Genomic DNA, 18326 nt, shown 5'->3' on the forward strand with positions numbered 1-18326 from the left:
GTCAGCGTTCGGTCAGTTTCAGTTCGATCCGCCGGTTCTGCGCCCGCGCCTCGGCGCTGTCGCCGCTGGCGACGGGCTGATATTCGCCAAAACCCGTCGCCGCCATCCGGTTTGGCGGAAAACCCAGTTCATCCTGCATGAAACGCACCACCGAAAGCGCGCGGGCCTGGCTCAGTTCCCAGTTGTCGGCGAATTCGCCCTGACCGGACAGGGGCACGTTGTCGGTATGCCCATCGACCCGGATCACCCAGTCGATCCCCGGCGGGATCTGGCCCGCGACCTCGTTCAGCGTGGCCACCACCCCGGCGATCTGCGACCGGCCCTCGGGCGCCAGATCGGCCGCCCCCGGATTGAACAGCACCTCGGAGGAAAAGACGAACCGATCGCCCACGATCCGCACGCCCTCGCGCCCCGCCAGAACCTGCCGCAACTGCCCGAAGAATTCCGACCGGAAGCGTTCCAGATCCTGCTTTTCGGCCTCAAGCCGCTTGCGTTCGGCTTCTTCCAGTTCGGCGCGGCGCTTCTGTTCGGCGGCCACCTGCGCCAGCGCGGAGTTCAGCTGCGATCCCAGCGATTCAAGCTGGACCCGCGCCGCCGCGTCCTTTTCGGCCGCCGCGTCCAGCAATCCCTGCAACACGCCCAGTTGCGCGGTCAGCTGCGCGATCTGTTCGTTCAACAGCGCCACGCGCCGTTGCGCCTCGGCCGACTGCGCCTGTTCCTCGGACAGCGCCTTTTCGGCGGCGGCCAGAAGCGCATCCTTCCCGGTCACATCCTGCGCCTGGCGGGCGGCTTCGGTCTGGGCCGCCGCCAGCAGGGTCAGCGTTTCCTCGGCGCGCTTGCGCTGTTCTTCCAGCGCCAGGGTCATGGCGATCAGTTCCGCATCCGCCCCCGCCAGCCTTTCGCGCAGCGCCTGAAGGGCCGCGGCATCGGCCAGACGGGCGGTTTCGGCTTCGGTCAGGGTGGTTTCGGCCGCGCTGGCCCTTGTTTCGGCATCGGCCGTCCGCCTGCGAAGATCGGCGATCAGCACCTCCAGCGCCTCGCGTTGTGCGGCGGCAAGGCGTGCGGCCTCGGTCTGGGCGTCGACCTCCTGGCGCGCGGTGGCCAGCGCCAGCCGCATCGCCTCGGCGTCGGAAATCAGGCGCGCTTCGGCGGCCTTCAGATCCTCGACCGAGGCCGTCAGCGTCGCCACATCGCCCCGTGCGGCGTCGCGTTCGGCCAGAAGGGTCGCCACCTGTTCCTCGAAACTCGCGATCCGCGTCTGCGCGGCGGCCAGTTCGCCCTCGCGCGCGGTCAGCTGGCCGGTAAGCGTGGCGATCAGTGCCGACTGTTCCTCGCCCCGCGCTTCGGCCGCGGTCAGGTCGGACCGCAGGCGCCCGATGTCGGCCTGCAACTGGCTGGCGCGGTTGCGTTCCAGCCCAAGCGCATCAGCCAGACTTGCGACCTGCGCGGTCAGCGCGTCAAGTTCGTCATCCTGCGAGGAAATGGTTTCGCGCAGGACAGATTGAACCAGCATGAAGATGGTCAGCACGAACATCAGGACCATCAGCAGCGCGGTCATCGCATCGACGAAACCGGGCCAGATGACCCCGTCGCCCGTTCTGACCGATCCGCGCCGCGCCAGCGCCATGGCTCAGCCCCCCGTCCGGCCGGTGGCCACGCGCGACAGCTGCCTGACCGCCGCCGTAAGCGCCGTCAGATCCGCCCGCAGGTCGGCCACGCTTTCCTGACGCCCGGCGGAGATCTCTTCGAGGATGCGCAGAAGCTGCACGTCGATCGACCTCAGGCGCATCCGGCTTTCGGCATCTCCGCCGCCCTCGCCGCCGCCAAGGGCCGCGATCACGCGTTCCTGGCCTTCGGCGATCCGTTCCAGCGCGGGCAGAAGCGCCGCCGACTGGCCCTCGCCTTCGGCCATGCGGTCGGTCAGGCGCCCGACGGACTGGACCATCTCGGCGATCCGTTCATCCAGAAGCGCGCGCCGCGTGTCGGTTTCCGCCTGCATCTGATGCAGCGCGTCAAGCTGCCGCGTCAGGTGATCCAGAACCTGCACCACCGTGCCCGCCTCGCCCTCGCCCGCGCCGTCACCATCGGCCCCGGCAAAACCGAGCCGGGTAAAGGAGGACAGCCATTCCTCAAGCTCGCGGTAGAACCGGTTCTGCCCGTGGCCGGCGAAAAGCTCCAGCAGGCCCACGACCAGCGATCCCACCAGCCCCAGAAGCGAGGATGAAAACGCCGTGCCCATGCCGCCAAGCTGCGCCTCAAGGCCGCTCATCAGCTTGTCGAAGACCTCAAGCCCCGATTGCCCTTCCTCGGGCTTCAGCGCGCGGATGGTTTCCACCACCGCCGGCACGGTGGTCGCAAGGCCGTAGAATGTGCCCAGAAGCCCCAGGAAAATCAGCAGGTTCGCCAGATAGCGCGTGATGTCGCGCGCCTCGTCGATGCGGGTGGCGACGGAATCGAGGATCGACCGGGCGGAGGAGGCGGAGATCTGCATCTCGGCCCCCCGCGCCCGCAACAGCGCGGCCAGCGGCGCCAGCAGCCGCGGCGCATGGCCCTGTTCCGCGCGCGCCTGAACGAAAGCCTCGATCCAGCTGACCGACTGCACAAGTTGCACGACCTGCCAGATGCAGGACAGGATGCCGATCACAAAGACGAACCCGATGAACCCGTTCAGCATCGGATTGGCCCAGAACACCCCCGACACCATGGGATAGGCCACCCAGGCGCCCGCGATGAAAAGGCCGATCACGATCAGCATCAGGGTGATCTGGCGGATGGGCTGGGTGAAGACCGGCTTCACCGCGGCTCTGCTCTTGTCCATCGGAAGGTGTGGCCCCTTCGTTTCGATGTCCCGACAATAGGGGCAAGCACGAGCCTCTGCCAAGCGGTTTGGCCTAGGGTCGCTTCAATTCCGCGACACGGGCTGCCAGCCATTCCAGATCGGCATCACCGATGCCCAGTTCGGAAAGGTGCGCGGCCGTGTTGAACAGATATTCGCAGTTCGGCCCGCGCCCGCCGACCGCGCCGGCGATGATCCGCGCCTGTTCTTCCAGCGCCAGACCGCCGCAATACTGCCAGTGCGCGGGATCGATCACATAGGTCAGCGCCGTCACCTCGGCACCGCCCTCAAGGCTGAGGGCCAGCCACTCTTCAAGGTAGGCCGACGAGATCAGTTCGCGTTCGCGCAGCGCGGCCAGGGTTTCGTCCTCGGCGCCTTCGGCCACACGGAAGGCCACGCCGTCGCAGTGCGCGCCCCCGGCGCGGTCCAGCGCCAGCACGAGGCCCGGCCTTTCCTCGGTTCCGCGATGATGGATCGACCGCATGCAGAACGACCGGTGCCACCCGGCCAGACGCGCGACACGCCGTTCGGCCACCGGAAAACCGGGATGCCAGATCAGCGATCCGTAGCCGAAAACCCAAAGCGGGGTATGCATCACACTGGCCCTCCGTCGGGATTGGCTGATAATGGGAGAGCGGACAAAGGAAAAGGGGCGAGGATGCGCGCGATCATCTGGGGGGTGGCCGGTTTGACCGCGATCTACAGCGGCTACTGGTTCGTGGGGGCAAGTGCGGCGCGGACAGCGATTGAATCGCAACTGGCCGGGCTTCAGGCGCAGGGGCTTGTCGCCGAAACATCGGACCTTTCGCTGCGCGGCTTTCCCAACCGTTTCGACCTGACGCTGACCGATCCACGCTTTGGCGATCCGCAGGCGGGGGTCGAATGGGCCGCGCCCTTCGCGCAGGTCTTTTCGCTGTCCTACAAGCCGTGGCACCTGATCGCCGCCCTGCCGCCAGAACAGACGATCACCCTGCCGGGGGACGTCATCACGCTGCGGTCAGACAGTTTCAAGGGCTCGCTGGTGATGGAGCCGGGCACCGCACTGCCGCTTGACCGGATGAATATCGCCGTGGACGCGCTGGAGGCCAACGCCTCGGGCGGGCCGATCGCCGGGGCCGAAACGCTGCGGATCGCGACGCGTCAGGAGCCTCTGGCCGAAAATGCGCATGAATACGCCTTCCTGGCTACGAACCTGCGGCCCGATCCCGGCCTGATGGCGCTGTTCGCCTCGGCGGGGCTGCCGGATGTGATCGCGCGGGCGAACCTTGGCGGTGTGGCGCGGTTCGACGGGCCGATCCGCCCCGCCGCGCCCGAAAGCCTGCCGGTGCTGACGGGCCTCAGCGTGGATCAGGCCGATCTGGTCTGGGGCGACCTGACGGTGACGGCGAAAGGAGAGCTTCGCCCCGATGCCGCCGGTCTGGCCGAAGGAACCCTGACCGTAGAGGTAACCGGCTGGCGCGTGCTGCCCGCAGCCCTTCAGGCGGCGGGCGTGATCCAGCCCGACGCGCTGTTCGTCGTGACGGCCATGCTTTCGGGGATGGCCCAGCAGGATGGCACGCCCGAAACGCTGACCCTGCCCCTGAGCTTTGCCAATGGCATGACGGTTCTGGGCACCTGGCCTCTCGGCCCCGCCCCCCGCTTGCGCTGACGCCCCGGCGACACGGGTCGGGCAGGCCGTTCAGCGGCAGTACGGGCCGCTGCGGTAGCGCGCGGTGTCGAAATGCAGGTGGTCTTCGTGATAGCCGTCGGAACCCGGGCCAAGCGTGGTGCCGAACGGCCCGCAGGCGGCCTTGTGCGCGGCCCGGATGGCCTTGCCGTAATCCCCGCGCCAGCCCTTCAGGATCGAGATCGTCTTGCCATTGGCCAGCGTGAAGCCGGAAATGTCGATCGCCCGCCCCTTGCCGTGTTCGGAAACCTTGGCGCCCTTCTTGTGGTTGCGGGTGCGGCAGACATAGTGGCCAGCGACCTTGAGTTCGACCACCGGGTTCCGGCCAAAGCTCGGCTGCAATCCGTTTTCGACCCAGCTCCGCAGCGCCAGCGCCGTCGGGCAATCCATCAGCGCGGCCTGGCTCAACTTGACGCCTGCCACATGCGTGACCTTAACGGGTTCCTCGATCCCGCAGCCCGCGACCTTGGCGGTGATGCGCCCCATCGTCTCGCCGCGGATCGACCTGTCACCGCAAATCGACCCCTTCTTCGGCAGGATGCCAACGCCGCCAGGCTGGACCTTGACAGCCGCCGCCTGGATGATTGCGGGTTCCTCGGAGGCCCTTCGCTTGGTCAGCCCCTTGGGCCGCGCCTCGGGCCGGAGGCTGCGGGCAAGACCCGCAAGGACCACCGGCGCGGCTTCGGTGGCCGGGGCCTCGGTGGCTTGCGCCGTCGCCGGTTCGGGGGCGGCAGGCACCGCCCGGACCAGCGCGGCGGGGCGCGCCCTTGGGCGGGGAAGCGGGTCGATCATGGCGACGGGAGCCTTGGCCGCCGCGGGCACGACCGGCCCTGAGGTCGCTGGACGCAGGCGCGGGCGCGGGCTGTCGGCTGTGGCCGCCGCGACGATCACCTCATCCTGCCCCGCCAGAGAACGCGCAGCCTGCGGAACCCGCTGGCCCGAGGTCGACACCGTCACGCGTTCGCGCAAGGTGGCTGCGGCCGGTGCCGGGGCGTGGGGCGGGATCGCGGGAAGCGTTGCGCCGGCAAGGGCCGGAACACCGGTTTGCGCCGGCGCCGGGATCAGCACCGGCAGGGCGGCGAGCGTGGTCGCGGCTTCGGCCGGACGCCGGGGCGTGGCATCGGCGGTCAGGGTCGGCCCCGCCGCCGTCTCGGCCAGGGGAACGGTGCCGGGCATGGCCGCGGCTGCGGGTTCGGGGCGAGGCCTGGGGCGCAGAAGGGGCAAGCCCGCAGCATCGGCCACAACGGCCATCGGGCGCGGCATCGGGCGGGTCGGCGATTGCGCATCCTGCGCCTGAACGGCGCCCGCAAAAAGCGCGACCGCCACCACCAGAACCAGACCTGATTTCCTCATTTATCCCCCGACGACGCAGCCACACGACCGAAGTCCGGCGCCGCCGTGTCCTGCCCGGCCTCGATGATGCCTCGGCGGATCGCGCGGGTGCGGGTGAAATAGGCGTGCAGGTGATCGCCATCCCCCAGCCGGATCGCCCTTTGCAACGCAAAAAGCTCTTCGGTGAACCTGCCCAGAATATCCAGCGTCGCTTCCTTGTTCGTCAAGAACACATCGCGCCACATGGTGGGGTCACTGGCGGCAATCCGCGTAAAGTCGCGGAAACCCGCCGCCGAATACTGGATCACCTCGCTGTCGGTGACGCGGCGCAGGTCATCGGCGACGCCCACCATCGTATAGGCGATCAGGTGCGGCGTATGGCTTGTGACCGCCAGAACAAGATCGTGGTGCGGCGCGTCCATCTCGTCGACCTTGGCGCCCATCCCCTCGCAAAACAGGCGCAGGCGCCGTGTGGCCTCGGGGTCGGAGCCGGGCACCGGCGTCAGCAGCCACCAGCGGTTCACGAACAGCGTGGCAAAGCCCGACCGCGGCCCGGAATGTTCGGTGCCCGCGATGGGATGGCCGGGGATGAAATGCACGCCTTCAGGCACATGCGGCGCCACCGCGTCGATCACCGCCTGCTTGACCGATCCGACGTCGGTCACGGTCGCGCCTGGTGCCAGATGCGGCCCGATTTCGGCGGCGATCGCCCCCATGGCCCCCACCGGAACCGCCAGAACGACAAGGTCGGCCCCCGCCACCGCCTCGGCCGCCGTGGCAAAGACGCTGTCGCACAGGCCAATGTCCAGCGCGGTGGCGCGGGTTTCGGCCGATTTCGCGTGGCCGGTGATTTCGGCCGCCAGCCCCTTCGTGCGCATCGCATGCGCCATCGACGAGGCGATCAGCCCCAGCCCGATCAGCGCCACCTTCTTGTAGATCACCGTCATCCCTGCGCGCCCCGCTTGAACTCACCCACTGCATGGGCCACCCGGCGGCAGCTTGCCTCGTCCCCCACCGTGATCCTGAGGCAATGCGGCAGGTTGTAGCTGGCCACCCGCCGCACGATCAGCCCCTGCGATTGCAGCCAGGCATCGCAGGCCTCGGCCTCGGCGGCATCGTGGAACCGCGCCAGCACGAAATTCGCCATCGAGGTATCGGAGGGCACGCCAAGCGCCGCCAGCGCCTCGGCCAGCCAATGGCGCATGCGCGCGTTTTCGTCCCGGCATTTGGTCACATAGGCCTGGTCGCGCACCGCGGCTTCGGCCACGTCAAGCTGGGTGTTGGACAGGTTGAAGGGCTGCCGGATCCGGTTCAGCACGTCGATGATTTCGCGCGGGCCATAGCCCCAGCCGATCCGCAGCCCGCCAAGGCCGTAGATCTTGGAAAAGGTCCGGGTCATCACAACGTTCCCGCGCGCCTCGATCAGGGCAAGGCCCGCGTCGAAATCCTCGACATATTCGGCATAGGCCCCGTCCAGCACCAGCATGGCCTGCGGCGGCAGGCTGTCGGCCAGGCGCGCCACCTCGGCCTCGGCGATCATCGTGCCGGTCGGGTTGTTCGGGTTGGCAAGGAACACCAGCCGCGTGCGGTCGGTGCAGGCGGCAAGGATTGCATCCACATCGGTGGTGCGGTCGCGTTCCGGCACCTGGACCGGCGTCGCACCCACCGCCTTGGCCGAGATCGAATACATCAGGAACCCGTGTTCGGTATGGATCACCTCATCGCCCGGCCCGGCATAAGCCTGGCAGAGCAGCATGATGATCTCGTCCGAGCCCACGCCGCAGATGACCCGGTCAGGGTCCATGCCATGCACATCGGCAATCGCCGCGCGCAGATCGGCATGATCGGTGGAAGGATAGCGGTGGATCTGGTGGACCGACCGCGCGAAAGCCTCGCGCGCCTTGTCCGAAGGGCCGAACGGGTTTTCGTTCGAGCTGAGCTTGACCACGTTCTGCACCCCGGCGACATGGGCCTTGCCACCGACATAAAGGTCGATGTCCATGATGCCGGGTTGCGGGCGGATGGCGTTCGTCATGTGGCTCTCCAACGGTCGGGCGGTGGGTCCGGCCCGGTCTTGCCTGCGTATTACCGACCGACCGGGCGCATTGCCAGCGTCAACTTGACCGCGCGCGGGACGATGCGCCGCAGCTTCGGCGGCTGCCGCCTTCACCCCTTGGCGCTGCGGGCGCCCAGCCAGTCCATCAGGGCCAGAAGCACGCCGGACAGCACGAAGGTCAGATGGATGACGACCATCCACAGAAGCTGGCTTTCGTTCACTGCGCGGCCGTCGGCCGCCTTGCCGATTTCCATGAAGACCTTCAGCAGATGGATGCCCGAAATCGCCACGATCGAGGCGATCAGCTTCATCTTCAGCCCCGAGAAATCGACCTTGCCCATCCAGGCCGGGCGGTCCTTGTTATCGGTCAGGTCCAGCTTGGACACGAAATTCTCGTATCCGGAAAACAGCACGATCAAAAGCAGGTTCGCCGCCAGCGTCAGGTCGATCAGCGTCAGGATCGCAAGGATCGCCTGATCGGCCGTCATCGTCAGGGTCTTGCCCGCGTAATAGGCCAGTTCCTTGACGAACACGACCGTCAGCATCGCAAGGCTGACGACCAGGCCCAGATACATCGGCGCCATCAGCCAGCGCGAGGCGAAAAGCCCCTGTTCCATACGCGCCTCGACCGATGTCTTGTCGGCTGCCATCGCTACCCTCGCCAGAATGTGCAACGCGCCAGCCGATACGGGAAAGCGGAGGATTCGGAAAGGGGCCGCCTCGCCGCAGAAGGGGGGCCATGGAACGCAAAAGGCCCGCACGACGGCGGGCCTTTTTCGAAATGATCCTGAACGGATCAGTTCTTGGCGTAGTATTCGACGACGAGGTTCGGTTCCATGACGACCGGATAGGGCACGTCACCCAGCGAGGGCGTGCGCACGAACTTGGCGGTCATCTTCGAATGGTCGACCTCGATGTAGTCGGGCACGTCACGCTCGGTCAGGGCCACGGCTTCCAGCACGAGGGCCAGTTGCTTGGACTTCTGGCGAAGCTCGATCACGTCGCCTTCCTTCACGCGGTAGGAAGCGATGTTCACGCGCTTGCCGTTCACGGTCACATGGCCATGGTTCACGAACTGGCGGGCGGCGAAGATGGTCGGAACGAACTTGGCGCGATAGACCACGGCGTCCAGGCGGCGCTCCAGCAGGCCCACCAGCATTTCGCCGGTGTCGCCCTTGACGCGTTCGGCTTCGCCATAGATCTTGCGGAACTGCTTTTCGGTCAGGTCGCCGTAATAGCCCTTCAGTTTCTGCTTGGCGCGCAGCTGGGTGCCGAAATCCGACAGCTTGTTCTTGCGGCGCTGGCCGTGCTGGCCGGGGCCGTATTCGCGCTTGTTCACGGGCGACTTGGGGCGGCCCCAGATGTTTTCGCCCATGCGGCGGTCGATCTTATACTTGGCAGAGGTGCGTTTGGTCACCGCTGATCTCCTTCGTCATATGTGAAGGGCGTTGTCCTTTGCCTTGCGGCCGACAGGCATCCCCTTGCGGGGGCCACCAACACCAATGAAAAGCCCCGGAATCGCTTCCGGGACAGTGGCGCGCTTATACAGGTGGGGGAGGCACTGTCAACGCCCGGTGGCCATCACGCGCGAAATTGCCGGGGAAAGGGGGCGCTGCCCCCCTGCCCTTTCTTCCTCAGGCCGCCAGGTCGTGCCGCAGGATCGCGGCCTCGGACGCGGAAAGGTTGCGCCGGGCGTAATCGCCATAGGTCTGCGGGTTCTGGTCGATTCCCGGCAGAAGATGCAGCAGGCGGTCGCGCGCGGCGGCGTCGATCGTGTCGAAGGCCGTGTTCGACGGATGGAAGCTTTCGGTTTCCAGCCCGTTGGCGAAGACGATGTTGTGACGCTCCAGCAGGATGTGCACATAGGTGACTTCGCGCATCATGTGGTCGATGACGATGCTGTGGTCGTTCAGCAGGTCCTCGGCCGCCACAAGCACCTCGTCGGCGTTGAACAGCGCCCGCGCCGCGGCACCCTTCACAAGCATCCTGTGCTGGGGCGAAACCAGCAGATCCTCATCAGGCCGACGGGGCCCGAAGGCGCCCGCGCGGAACCGGATCGGGCGCAGGTGGGGCATGGCGTAAAGCCGTGCGCCGGTCATCCGGCGACTGCCGGTCCACAGCACCTCTTGCGGGCCGTTGTCCTTGGTCAGGATGCGGTCGCCCTCGCGCAGGTCGCGGATTCGCCTGGCCCCGTCGGGCGTGGCGATCATCGTCTCGGGGGTAAAGCAGATCACCCCGCCCGCGGCCCGTGCCCCGGCCCCGCGGTGGGTGCGGTCGATGGCAACGCGCACCACCCAGAGATCGCTGTCCGGCAGCGGCAGGTCGCCCACAAACATCACCAGACGCGCGCCGGTATCGGGCACGTCGATCAGTGTGACGGTATAGCTTTGATGGCCATCTGTGACGATGAAGCCCTGTTCCGTGGCGTCTTCAGCCTGATCGTCCGGGGCGTCTTCGCCCTTGGCGTGATCCTGTCTGCCGATTGCCGCGCCGACCAGCCGCCGCACCATGCGCGCGGCCCGTTTGCGGATGTCTGCCGCCCCTTCGGCGCCTTCCAGAATCAGAAGCCCCTGCGGGCCGTCCACTCGTACCGGCTCACCCGTCCAGCGCCATGTGGCGCCGACGTTGAGCACGTCCAGAGGCGCGGCCTTCAAGCCGTCTGTTTCTGTCTGCGACCAAGAGATGACAAACGTGCCCCGAGAGCCCGTTTTCATGCCTGTCTTGCCTGCTCGTTTTTTTATCTTTGTTCGAAAAGGTTAACAGGCTGATTCGGTCTTGGCTATAGGATTTCGGCAACAGTCCGTGTCAGAAGCGCAACCGCAGGCGAAGGGAGCCTGTCACCTGTTCGTCCGGCTGGGTGGTGAATTCGCGGCCATGCCATGTGAGGCCGTAGAAGACTTCGGACCGGTCGTTGCGCCAGTGCACCCCGGCGCGCAGGCGCGAGCGGGTCTGTTCCAGGGGCGCGGCCCCGCCCCTTGGCAGGATCTCGCTGTCGAAAACCCGCGCGACATCCGCGCCGAAGGTGAAGGTGAAGCCTTCGGCATCCGGCCCCGCGACGCCCTGCACCCGCTGGCCCGTGACCGGATCGCGCGTCATCAATGCGCCTGCGAAGCCCTGACCCAAGGTAAGGTCGACGCCCCCGCGCGCGAAATCCTCGATCCCCGCCTGCGCCTCGACGAAGGGGCGAAGGGTGACCGCCTCGCCGATCGCGAAGTCGCGGCCCAGTTCGGCCGACAGCGTCGGATGCAGCCCGTTCGGGATCTGCGTGCCAAGAACGCGGGGGCGGGGATAGTCGAAGGCCTCGTGAAATTCGCGCTGGAACGCGCCGACACCCGTCTGCGGGCCGGTGAAGACCAGATCGGCGCCAACCCGCGCGTCAAGCGGACCGAGGGCAAAGTGATTGTGCAGCCCGAGCGACAGGATGCCGGCATAGCGCCGGTCCCAGGCGGGCGGGCGGGAAAGCGTGGAGGGCGCCACGATTTCCGACCGCAGACGGTATTCGAGGATATCACCGGGCGACTGGGTCAGCCGCCCCCCCCACCCACGGCCACGGAACATGCTGACCATGTAGGACCCGCTGCGCCACCGGTCGCGGCCATCGCCGATCGCATCGTTCGAAAAAAGCCGCGCGAATCCCATGACAAAGCGTGATCCCTCGGCGCCATCGGACTGCGCTGCCGCAGGCATGGGGCCCGAAATGACGATCAATGCAGTCGCCGCAGCGAAGGTGAGTTGGCGCATTTTTTCCTGTTCCGGCCTCTCTCTGCATCTGGCCGGCGTGGCGATGTTCGACCACAGACCGGCACAACACAAAGATATTCATTGTATTTGTTGACAAATCCCGGGTGAACCCGGCCAAATTAAGGCGATTTTCTGCGCTCCCCATTGCAAAACGGCGCGGAAGTTTATATTCAATGTTTTGAATGTTTAACCGTGCCCCACGCCCTGCTTGGAAAGGCCACCCGATGTTTCGCTTGCTGACCGCCTCTGCGCTTGTCTCTCTGTCGCTTGCCACCCCGTCGCCGGGGCAGGAGATCACCCTGTCCCCGACCGCCGTCACCGAATGGAAGGCGGTCTATGGCCGCATCGAAAGCCGCGACCGCCTGCCTGCGCGGGCGCGTCTGGGGGGCACGCTGGTCTCGCTGACCGTCACCGAAGGCGATACCGTCGAAGCCGGCCAGGTTCTGGCGCAGATCGTGGATGACAAGATCGGCTTTCAGCTGTCGGCCATCGACGCCCAGCTTGATGCGCTGCGGGCGCAGTTCGACAACGCGCGCACCGAACTGACGCGGGGCGAGGATCTGTTGTCGCGCGGGGTGACGACGGTGCAGCGGCTGGACCAGCTGCGCACCCAGGTCGACGTGCTGTCGGGCCAGATCGCCGCGCAGGAAGCGCAGCGCAAGGTTCTGGAACAGCAGGCCGCCGAAGGCGCGGTCCTGGCACCGGTCTCGGGTCGCGTGCTGGATGTGCCGGTGGCCGCGGGCGCCGTGGTGATGCCGGGCGAGGCGGTTGCGACGATCGGCGGCGGCGGCACCTTCCTGCGGCTGGCGGTGCCGGAACGGCACGCGACCTTCCTGAAAGAGGGCGACGCCATCGGGATCGAAACTGCCGAAGGCGAAGGCTCGGGCAAGCTGGCGCGGATCTATCCGCAGATCGAAAATGGCCGCGTGGTCGCGGATGTGGAGGTGGAGGGGCTTTCCGATGCCTTCGTCGACGCGCGCGTCCTGGTGCGGTTGCCGGTTGCCGAGCGCGAGGCACTGCTGGTGCCCGCGGATGCGGTGCGCAGCCATTCGGGGCTGGACATGGTCGCCGTGCGATCGGGCGATGCGATCCTTACGCGGGCGGTCGTCATTGGCGCGGCGCATGAGGCCGAGGGCAACGCGATGGTCGAGGTCCTGTCGGGCCTTGTGGCAGGCGATGTCGTGGTGACCGATCATGAATGAGACGCCCGTCAAACACCCGTTGGGGATCGCGGGGGGCCTGACGAAGGCCTTCATCAACTCCGCCCTGACGCCCCTCTTCATCCTGGCCGCGCTGGCCGTGGGCCTTGTCGCGCTGGTCAGCCTGCCGCGCGAGGAGGAACCGCAGATTTCCGTTCCGCTGGTCGACATCCACATCCAGGCCCCCGGCCTGCGTGCCGAGGATGCGATGAAGCTGGTCACCGAACCGCTTGAAACGATCGTCAAGGGCATCGACGGGGTGGAACACATCTATTCCCAGACCCGCGACGACACGGCGCTGGTGACGGCGCGGTTCCTTGTGGGTACCTCGTCGGATGCGGCGGTGCTGCGCGTGCATGACAAGGTGCGCGCGAACATGGACCGGATTCCGGTGGGCATTCCCGAACCGATGATCGTGGGCCGCGGGATCGACGACGTGGCCATCGTGTCGCTGACCCTGACCCCCGCGCCGGGGGCGGCAGACGTGACGGCGAATGATCTGACGCGCATTGCCCGCGAACTCAGGGCCGAGATCGCCAAGACCCAGGACGTCGGGCTGACCTATCTGGTTGGCGAGGCGTCCGAGGCGATCCGCATCGCGCCCGATCCCGAACGGCTGGCGCTTTACGGCGTAACGCTGCAACAGCTGGCGGGCAAGGTCGCGCAGGCGAACCGGTCGTTCAACACCGGCAAGCTTCTGGACGCGGGCGAACAGATCGACCTTGTGGCGGGCGAAACGCTGACCTCGCCGGCCGAGGTCGCGAACCTCTTGCTGACCACGCGCGACAACCGGCCGGTCTACGTCTCGGATGTGGCGGATGTTTTTTTCGTGCCCGACACCTCGGACCGGATGGTGAGCCAGATCCGCCGCGTGGGCGCGGATGCGGCGCATGGTGCCGGGGAAGATCACGCGGCGGCAGGGGCCGAGATCGAACGCGTGCCGGCCGTCACCCTGGCGGTGGCCAAGCGCGCCGGGGCGAATGCCGTGATCGTGGCCGAAGAGATCCTGCACAAGGTCGAGACCCTGAAGGGCAGCCTGATCCCGGATTCGGTGGGCGTCACCGTGACCCGCGACTATGGCGAGACGGCGAACGAAAAGGCCAACGAACTGCTGTTCCACCTGGGCCTTGCGACGGTGTCGATCATCGGCCTTGTCCTTCTGGCGATCGGCTGGCGGGAAAGCATCGTGGTGGCGATCGTCATTCCGGTGACGATCCTGCTGACGCTCTTTGCTGCCTGGATCATGGGGTACACGCTGAATCGCGTGTCGCTGTTCGCGCTGATCTTCTCGATCGGGATCCTGGTCGACGACGCCATCGTGGTGATCGAGAACATCGCCCGGCACTGGGGCATGGGCGACAAGCGGCCGCGCATGCAGGCCGCGATCGACGCTGTGGCCGAGGTGGGCAACCCCACGATCGTGGCCACGCTGACCGTGGTCGCCGCCCTTCTGCCGATGCTGTTCGTGTCGGGTCTGATGGGGCCCTACATGTCGCCCATTCCGTCCAATGCCAGCGCGGCGATGATCTTTTCCTTCTTCGTGGCGGTGATCATCACTCCCTGGCTGATGGTCAAGATCGCCGGACGCGCCGACATGTCGGCCCATGCCCATGACGACAGTCACGGCGGCTATCCGGGCGGCATTCTCGGACGGACCTTTGCCGCGGTGGCGACCCCGCTTCTGGCGACGAAAGGGCGCAGCCTGACGTTCCTTCTGGTCACGGCCGCCCTGTCTTTCGGGTCGCTTGCCGCGCTTTACACCAAGGATGTCACGGTCAAGCTTCTGCCCTTCGACAACAAGTCGGAACTGTCGGTCGTGATCGACCTGCCCGAAGGATCGAGCGTGGAGGCGACGGACCGCGTGGCGCAGGATGTGGCGCGCGTGGTGATGGCGCTTCCCGAGGTCCTGTCGGTGGAAACCCATGCCGGGACGGCCGCGCCCTTCAACTTCAACGGGCTGGTGCGCCACAGCTATCTGCGGCAGGAACCGCAACTGGGCGAGGTGCAGATCCTTCTGGCCCACAAGGAACACCGCGACCGCACCAGCCACGACATCGCGCTGGACCTTCGGGAACGGCTGAACGCGCTGGATGTGCCCGAGGGGACCGTCCTGAAGACGGTGGAACCCCCGCCCGGCCCGCCGGTCATCGCCACCCTGCTGGCCGAAGTCTATGGCCCGGATGCCGAAACCCGGCGGGCGGCGGCGGCGAAGATCCGCGAAGCCTATGAAAGCGTGCCCTACATCGTCGATGTGGACGACAGTTTCGGGGTAGAGCCGCGCCGCCTGCGCGCGACGATCTCGACCGACGATCTTGAGTTCTTCGGGGTGCAGGAACAGGACGTGTTCGACACGCTAGCGCTTCTGAACGGGGGGCAGGTGGTGGGCTATTCCCATCGCGGCGAGGGCCGTCAGGCGATCCCGATCGAGATCCGCCGCGACCGGGCCGACCGCATCCTGGACGAACGTTTCCTGTCCACCCCCCTGCCCGCCAACGTCCTGCCGGGGGCGCGCGGGGTCGTGGAACTGGGCGACGTGATCCGCGTGACCGAGGAAACCGCCAGCTACCCGATCTTCCGCCACAACGGCCGCGAGGCCGAGATGGTGACAGCCGAACTGGCCGGGGATTTCGAGGCGCCGCTTTACGGGATGCTGGCCGTCGCCGATGCGCTGGAGGCGATGGACTGGCCCGAGGGGCAGAAACCCGTTATCGCCTTCAACGGCCAGCCCGAGGATGAATTGGGCGTCACCCTTCTGTGGGACGGTGAATGGGAAGTGACCTTCGTCACCTTCCGCGACATGGGGGCGGCCTTCGGCGTGGCGCTTCTGGGCATCTACATCCTTGTGGTGGCGCAGTTCGGATCGTTCCGCCTGCCGCTGGTGATCCTGACGCCGATCCCGCTGACCTTCCTGGGGATCATCGCCGGGCACTGGCTGTTCGACGCGCCGTTCAGCGCGACCTCGATGATCGGTTTCATCGCGCTGGCGGGCATCATCGTGCGCAACTCGATCCTGCTGGTCGATTTCATCCGGCACGCCGATGAATCGAAGGGCAAGGTGGGCGTCCTGATCGAGGCGGGGGCAATCCGATTCAAGCCGATCCTGCTGACCGCGATCGCGGCGATGATCGGCGCGGTGGTGATCCTGGCCGACCCGATCTTTCAGGGGCTCGCGATCTCGCTTCTGTTCGGGCTGCTGACGTCGACGCTGCTGACCGTTCTGGTGATCCCGGCGATCTACCGCGTCTTCAAGACCTGACAGGGCACGGACGCCAGCAAAAACATGCATGAGGGGCGGGGGATTTCCCGCCCCTTCTGATTTATGTCAAGGCGCCGCGCGCGCACGCGCGTATGAGGGGCGGAACGGGAAGGAGACCGCGCATGTTCGACATCGTCCCCCTGATCGACGCGCTTGGCGAAGGACCGGTCGCCGCGCTGTTCGGGCTGATCACCGGCATCGTCTTCGGCATTGCCGCGCAGCGATCCAGTTTCTGCCTGCGAGCGGCAACCGTCGAATTCGCGCGTGGCCAGCTTGGCAGCCGGATGGCGGTGTGGTTCCTGACCTTCTCGACCGCATTGGTCTGGGTTCAGGGGGCGCGGCTTATGGGCTGGTTCAGCCCGGATGACGCTCGGATGATGGCAGTGGCCGGGTCATGGTCGGGGGCGATCATCGGCGGGCTGATGTTCGGCGCGGGCATGGTTCTGGCGCGGGGATGTTCGGGGCGGCTTCTGGTTCTGGCGGCCACGGGCAACCTGCGGTCGGTCGTGTCCGGCCTGATCTTTGCCGTGGTCGCGCAGATGAGCCTGCATGGCTGGCTGTCGCCGCTGCGCGACCGGCTGGCGCAGCTTTGGGTCACGCCGGGCGGGCGGAACGTGGACATGCTGGGCTGGCTTGGCCTGCCCGATGCCACGGGCTTCGTGATCGGCCTGATCTTTGCGGTGCTGGCGCTTTACGTCTCGTGGAAGAATCGGATCAGCGCGCGCACGCTGGTCTTTGCCTCGGGCGTGGGTTTTGCCGTGGCAGTGGGCTGGGTGCTGACCTACACGCTGGCGCAATCGGCCTTCGAGCCGGTCAACGTGACCTCGGCCACCTTCTCGGGTCCGTCGGCCAATACGCTGATGTTCTTCCTGATCCCCGACCCGGCGCTGGAGTTCGACGTGGGCCTTGTGCCGGGCGTGGTGATCGGCGCCTTCCTTGCGGCCCTTGTCGGGCGCGAGCTGAAGTTCCAGGGTTTCGACGGCGCGGCGGCCATGCAGCGGTCGATGATCGGGGCGGTGCTGATGGGATTTGGCGCGATGCTGGCCGGGGGCTGCGCCATCGGCGCGGGCGTCACCGGCGGGTCGATCTTTGCCGCGACGGCCTGGCTTGCGCTTCTGTGCATGTGGATCGGCGGGGTAATCACCGATTGGCTGGTCGATCAGGCCGGCGCGACAAAGACGGCGGCGGCCTGACGGCCCCTTCCATACGGACGGAATGACGAAGGGGGCCATCCGGCCCCCTTCTTTCTTGATCGGCCTCTTGTGACCGGCCTTTCTTCACCGGCGACGCGGGCTATTCGAATTCCATCTCGGCAAAGACGACGCCCGCGTTCTTGGTGGCCAGTTCCTCGAACGTGTCGAGGTGCTGCCACTGCGACTGGTCGACGTAATAGGCCCCGGCCAGATCGCCGCCCTCTTCGATATGGGCGCCGATCTTCTCGCGCAGGTCCACCAGATAGTCGCGCGTATAGCGCGTGACCTGCGCAAGGTTCGTCGGATGGCCGTGGCCGGGGATGATGTAGGTCGGGTTCAGGGGAACAAGCTTTGTCTCCCAGGTCTCGATCCAGCAGCTTGTGCAGGTGCCTTCAAAGATCGGCGGCATCCGTTCGTGAAAGGCGATGTCGCCCGCGATCATCATCGACCATTGCGGGATCCAGACCTGCGTGTCGCCGGGGCTGTGCGCGGGGCCAAGGTGCAGCACCTCGATCGTCACATCGCCCATCTGGATCGTCTTTGCGTCCTCGAAGGTTTCGGTGGGCAGGGTCGCGACGGTGCCTTCGGCATTCTCGCGGGCATAGTTCTGAAGGCTGGCGATGTCCTGCGGATTGCCATCCTCGTATTCGGCCGCGGCCTCGACATGGGCCAGGATCGGCACGCCCTGTTCCGCCCAATAGCCGTTGCCGTTCATCGCATGGCCCTGGCCGTTCTCGTTGATGACAAGCTTCACCGGCTGATCCGTCACCGCCCTGATCTCGTCATGCAGCGCCTTGGCCAGCAGGTAGGAGGCCCCGCCGTTCACCACGACCACGCCGTCTCCGGTCACGATGAAGGACAGGTTGTTGTTGTGGCCCGCGTTTTCATATGTCGGCGGCGCGGTTGCGCCGATGGCCGAAAAGACATGCGGGATGACCTCGACCGGCTTCGAATAGAGCACCGACTGGGGATACTGGTCGGGGATATCCTCGGACGCGAGGGCAGAAGTGGCCATCAGGCAGGCCAGGACGGAAAGCGTGCGCATGG

General features: G+C 66.6%; 15 protein-coding genes. 4 read left to right on the forward strand and 11 right to left on the reverse strand.

The window, feature by feature from the left end; all coding sequences use genetic code 11:
- Position 1 precedes the first annotated feature (1 nt).
- From E7811_RS04395 to E7811_RS04405, 3 genes are all read right to left on the reverse strand, one after another.
- Positions 2-1627 (reverse strand): peptidoglycan -binding protein, encoded by a 1626-nt coding sequence (locus tag E7811_RS04395; RefSeq protein ID WP_136393348.1) that lies wholly within the window; start codon positions 1625-1627, stop codon positions 2-4.
- A gap of 3 nt (positions 1628-1630) precedes the next feature.
- Positions 1631-2818: a biopolymer transporter ExbB gene (locus tag E7811_RS04400; RefSeq protein WP_136393349.1), complete on the reverse strand. Its 1188-nt coding sequence runs from the start codon at positions 2816-2818 to the stop codon at positions 1631-1633.
- 73 nt (positions 2819-2891) lie between these two features.
- The gene (locus tag E7811_RS04405) at positions 2892-3431 is read right to left on the reverse strand and encodes a gamma-glutamylcyclotransferase (protein WP_136393350.1); all 540 of its coding nucleotides are present in this window, start codon (positions 3429-3431) and stop codon (positions 2892-2894) included.
- Positions 3432-3494: 63 nt separating this feature from the next.
- Here E7811_RS04405 and E7811_RS04410 point away from each other — a divergent pair, with 63 nt between their 5' ends.
- Positions 3495-4484: a DUF2125 domain-containing protein gene (locus tag E7811_RS04410; RefSeq protein ID WP_168732922.1), complete on the forward strand. Its 990-nt coding sequence runs from the start codon at positions 3495-3497 to the stop codon at positions 4482-4484.
- 30 nt (positions 4485-4514) lie between these two features.
- Here the strand turns inward: E7811_RS04410 and E7811_RS04415 are convergent, their stop codons facing one another.
- The 7 genes from E7811_RS04415 to E7811_RS04450 form a co-directional block, all read right to left on the reverse strand.
- A complete protein-coding gene (locus tag E7811_RS04415; RefSeq protein WP_246020209.1) occupies positions 4515-5855 on the reverse strand; it encodes an extensin-like domain-containing protein in 1341 nt (446 codons plus the stop codon).
- On the reverse strand, positions 5852-6781 hold the full coding sequence (locus E7811_RS04425; RefSeq protein ID WP_136393352.1) for a prephenate/arogenate dehydrogenase family protein: 930 nt from the start codon (positions 6779-6781) through the stop codon (positions 5852-5854). The genes E7811_RS04415 and E7811_RS04425 overlap by 4 nt, the downstream gene beginning before the upstream one ends.
- On the reverse strand, positions 6778-7869 hold the full coding sequence (gene hisC, locus E7811_RS04430; RefSeq protein ID WP_136393353.1) for a histidinol-phosphate transaminase: 1092 nt from the start codon (positions 7867-7869) through the stop codon (positions 6778-6780). The genes E7811_RS04425 and hisC overlap by 4 nt, the downstream gene beginning before the upstream one ends.
- Before the next feature lie 131 nt (positions 7870-8000).
- On the reverse strand, positions 8001-8540 hold the full coding sequence (locus E7811_RS04435) for a TIGR00645 family protein (protein WP_136393354.1): 540 nt from the start codon (positions 8538-8540) through the stop codon (positions 8001-8003).
- A gap of 146 nt (positions 8541-8686) precedes the next feature.
- Positions 8687-9307 carry a 30S ribosomal protein S4 gene (gene rpsD / locus E7811_RS04440; protein ID WP_136393355.1) on the reverse strand — a complete coding sequence of 207 codons (621 nt, stop codon included), beginning with the start codon at positions 9305-9307 and terminating at the stop codon, positions 8687-8689.
- 217 nt (positions 9308-9524) lie between these two features.
- Entirely contained in the window at positions 9525-10544 is a 1020-nt protein-coding gene (locus E7811_RS04445; protein ID WP_394345593.1) for a Hint domain-containing protein, read from the reverse strand.
- A 151-nt stretch (positions 10545-10695) separates the two neighbouring features.
- A complete protein-coding gene (locus tag E7811_RS04450) occupies positions 10696-11631 on the reverse strand; it encodes a lipid A-modifier LpxR family protein (RefSeq protein ID WP_136393357.1) in 936 nt (311 codons plus the stop codon).
- Between the two features lie 224 nt (positions 11632-11855).
- Here E7811_RS04450 and E7811_RS04455 point away from each other — a divergent pair, with 224 nt between their 5' ends.
- The 3 genes from E7811_RS04455 (at position 11856) to E7811_RS04465 (ending at position 17279) form a co-directional block, all read left to right on the forward strand.
- The gene (locus E7811_RS04455; protein WP_136393358.1) at positions 11856-12833 is read left to right on the forward strand and encodes an efflux RND transporter periplasmic adaptor subunit; all 978 of its coding nucleotides are present in this window, start codon (positions 11856-11858) and stop codon (positions 12831-12833) included.
- Positions 12826-16086 (forward strand): efflux RND transporter permease subunit, encoded by a 3261-nt coding sequence (locus E7811_RS04460; RefSeq protein WP_136393359.1) that lies wholly within the window; start codon positions 12826-12828, stop codon positions 16084-16086. The genes E7811_RS04455 and E7811_RS04460 overlap by 8 nt, the downstream gene beginning before the upstream one ends.
- Before the next feature lie 122 nt (positions 16087-16208).
- Positions 16209-17279, forward strand: a complete 1071-nt coding sequence (locus tag E7811_RS04465; protein ID WP_136393360.1) for a YeeE/YedE family protein — start codon at positions 16209-16211, stop codon at positions 17277-17279.
- Between the two features lie 100 nt (positions 17280-17379).
- Here the strand turns inward: E7811_RS04465 and E7811_RS04470 are convergent, their stop codons facing one another.
- Complete coding sequence (locus E7811_RS04470) at positions 17380-18324, reverse strand: MBL fold metallo-hydrolase (RefSeq protein ID WP_136393361.1); 945 nt, start codon at positions 18322-18324, stop codon at positions 17380-17382.
- Positions 18325-18326: the final 2 nt, after the last annotated feature.

Source organism: Aliigemmobacter aestuarii, assembly GCF_004799285.1.
In the GTDB taxonomy this organism is placed as follows: Bacteria; Pseudomonadota; Alphaproteobacteria; order Rhodobacterales; family Rhodobacteraceae; genus Aliigemmobacter; species Aliigemmobacter aestuarii.

What these genes read in the sequence shown, in the direction of transcription:
- E7811_RS04435 (WP_136393354.1), bottom strand. Translation starts at nt 8,540, where the DNA reads ATGGCAGCCGACAAGACATCGGTCGAGGCGCGTATGGAACAGGGGCTT.
- E7811_RS04425 (WP_136393352.1), bottom strand. Translation starts at nt 6,781, where the DNA reads ATGACGGTGATCTACAAGAAGGTGGCGCTGATCGGGCTGGGGCTGATC.
- E7811_RS04395 (WP_136393348.1), bottom strand. Translation starts at nt 1,627, where the DNA reads ATGGCGCTGGCGCGGCGCGGATCGGTCAGAACGGGCGACGGGGTCATC.
- E7811_RS04465 (WP_136393360.1), top strand. Translation starts at nt 16,209, where the DNA reads ATGTTCGACATCGTCCCCCTGATCGACGCGCTTGGCGAAGGACCGGTC.
- E7811_RS04460 (WP_136393359.1), top strand. Translation starts at nt 12,826, where the DNA reads ATGAATGAGACGCCCGTCAAACACCCGTTGGGGATCGCGGGGGGCCTG.
- E7811_RS04470 (WP_136393361.1), bottom strand. Translation starts at nt 18,324, where the DNA reads ATGCGCACGCTTTCCGTCCTGGCCTGCCTGATGGCCACTTCTGCCCTC.
- E7811_RS04415 (WP_246020209.1), bottom strand. Translation starts at nt 5,855, where the DNA reads ATGAGGAAATCAGGTCTGGTTCTGGTGGTGGCGGTCGCGCTTTTTGCG.
- E7811_RS04400 (WP_136393349.1), bottom strand. Translation starts at nt 2,818, where the DNA reads ATGGACAAGAGCAGAGCCGCGGTGAAGCCGGTCTTCACCCAGCCCATC.
- E7811_RS04450 (WP_136393357.1), bottom strand. Translation starts at nt 11,631, where the DNA reads ATGCGCCAACTCACCTTCGCTGCGGCGACTGCATTGATCGTCATTTCG.
- E7811_RS04410 (WP_168732922.1), top strand. Translation starts at nt 3,495, where the DNA reads ATGCGCGCGATCATCTGGGGGGTGGCCGGTTTGACCGCGATCTACAGC.
- E7811_RS04405 (WP_136393350.1), bottom strand. Translation starts at nt 3,431, where the DNA reads ATGCATACCCCGCTTTGGGTTTTCGGCTACGGATCGCTGATCTGGCAT.
- hisC (WP_136393353.1), bottom strand. Translation starts at nt 7,869, where the DNA reads ATGACGAACGCCATCCGCCCGCAACCCGGCATCATGGACATCGACCTT.
- E7811_RS04455 (WP_136393358.1), top strand. Translation starts at nt 11,856, where the DNA reads ATGTTTCGCTTGCTGACCGCCTCTGCGCTTGTCTCTCTGTCGCTTGCC.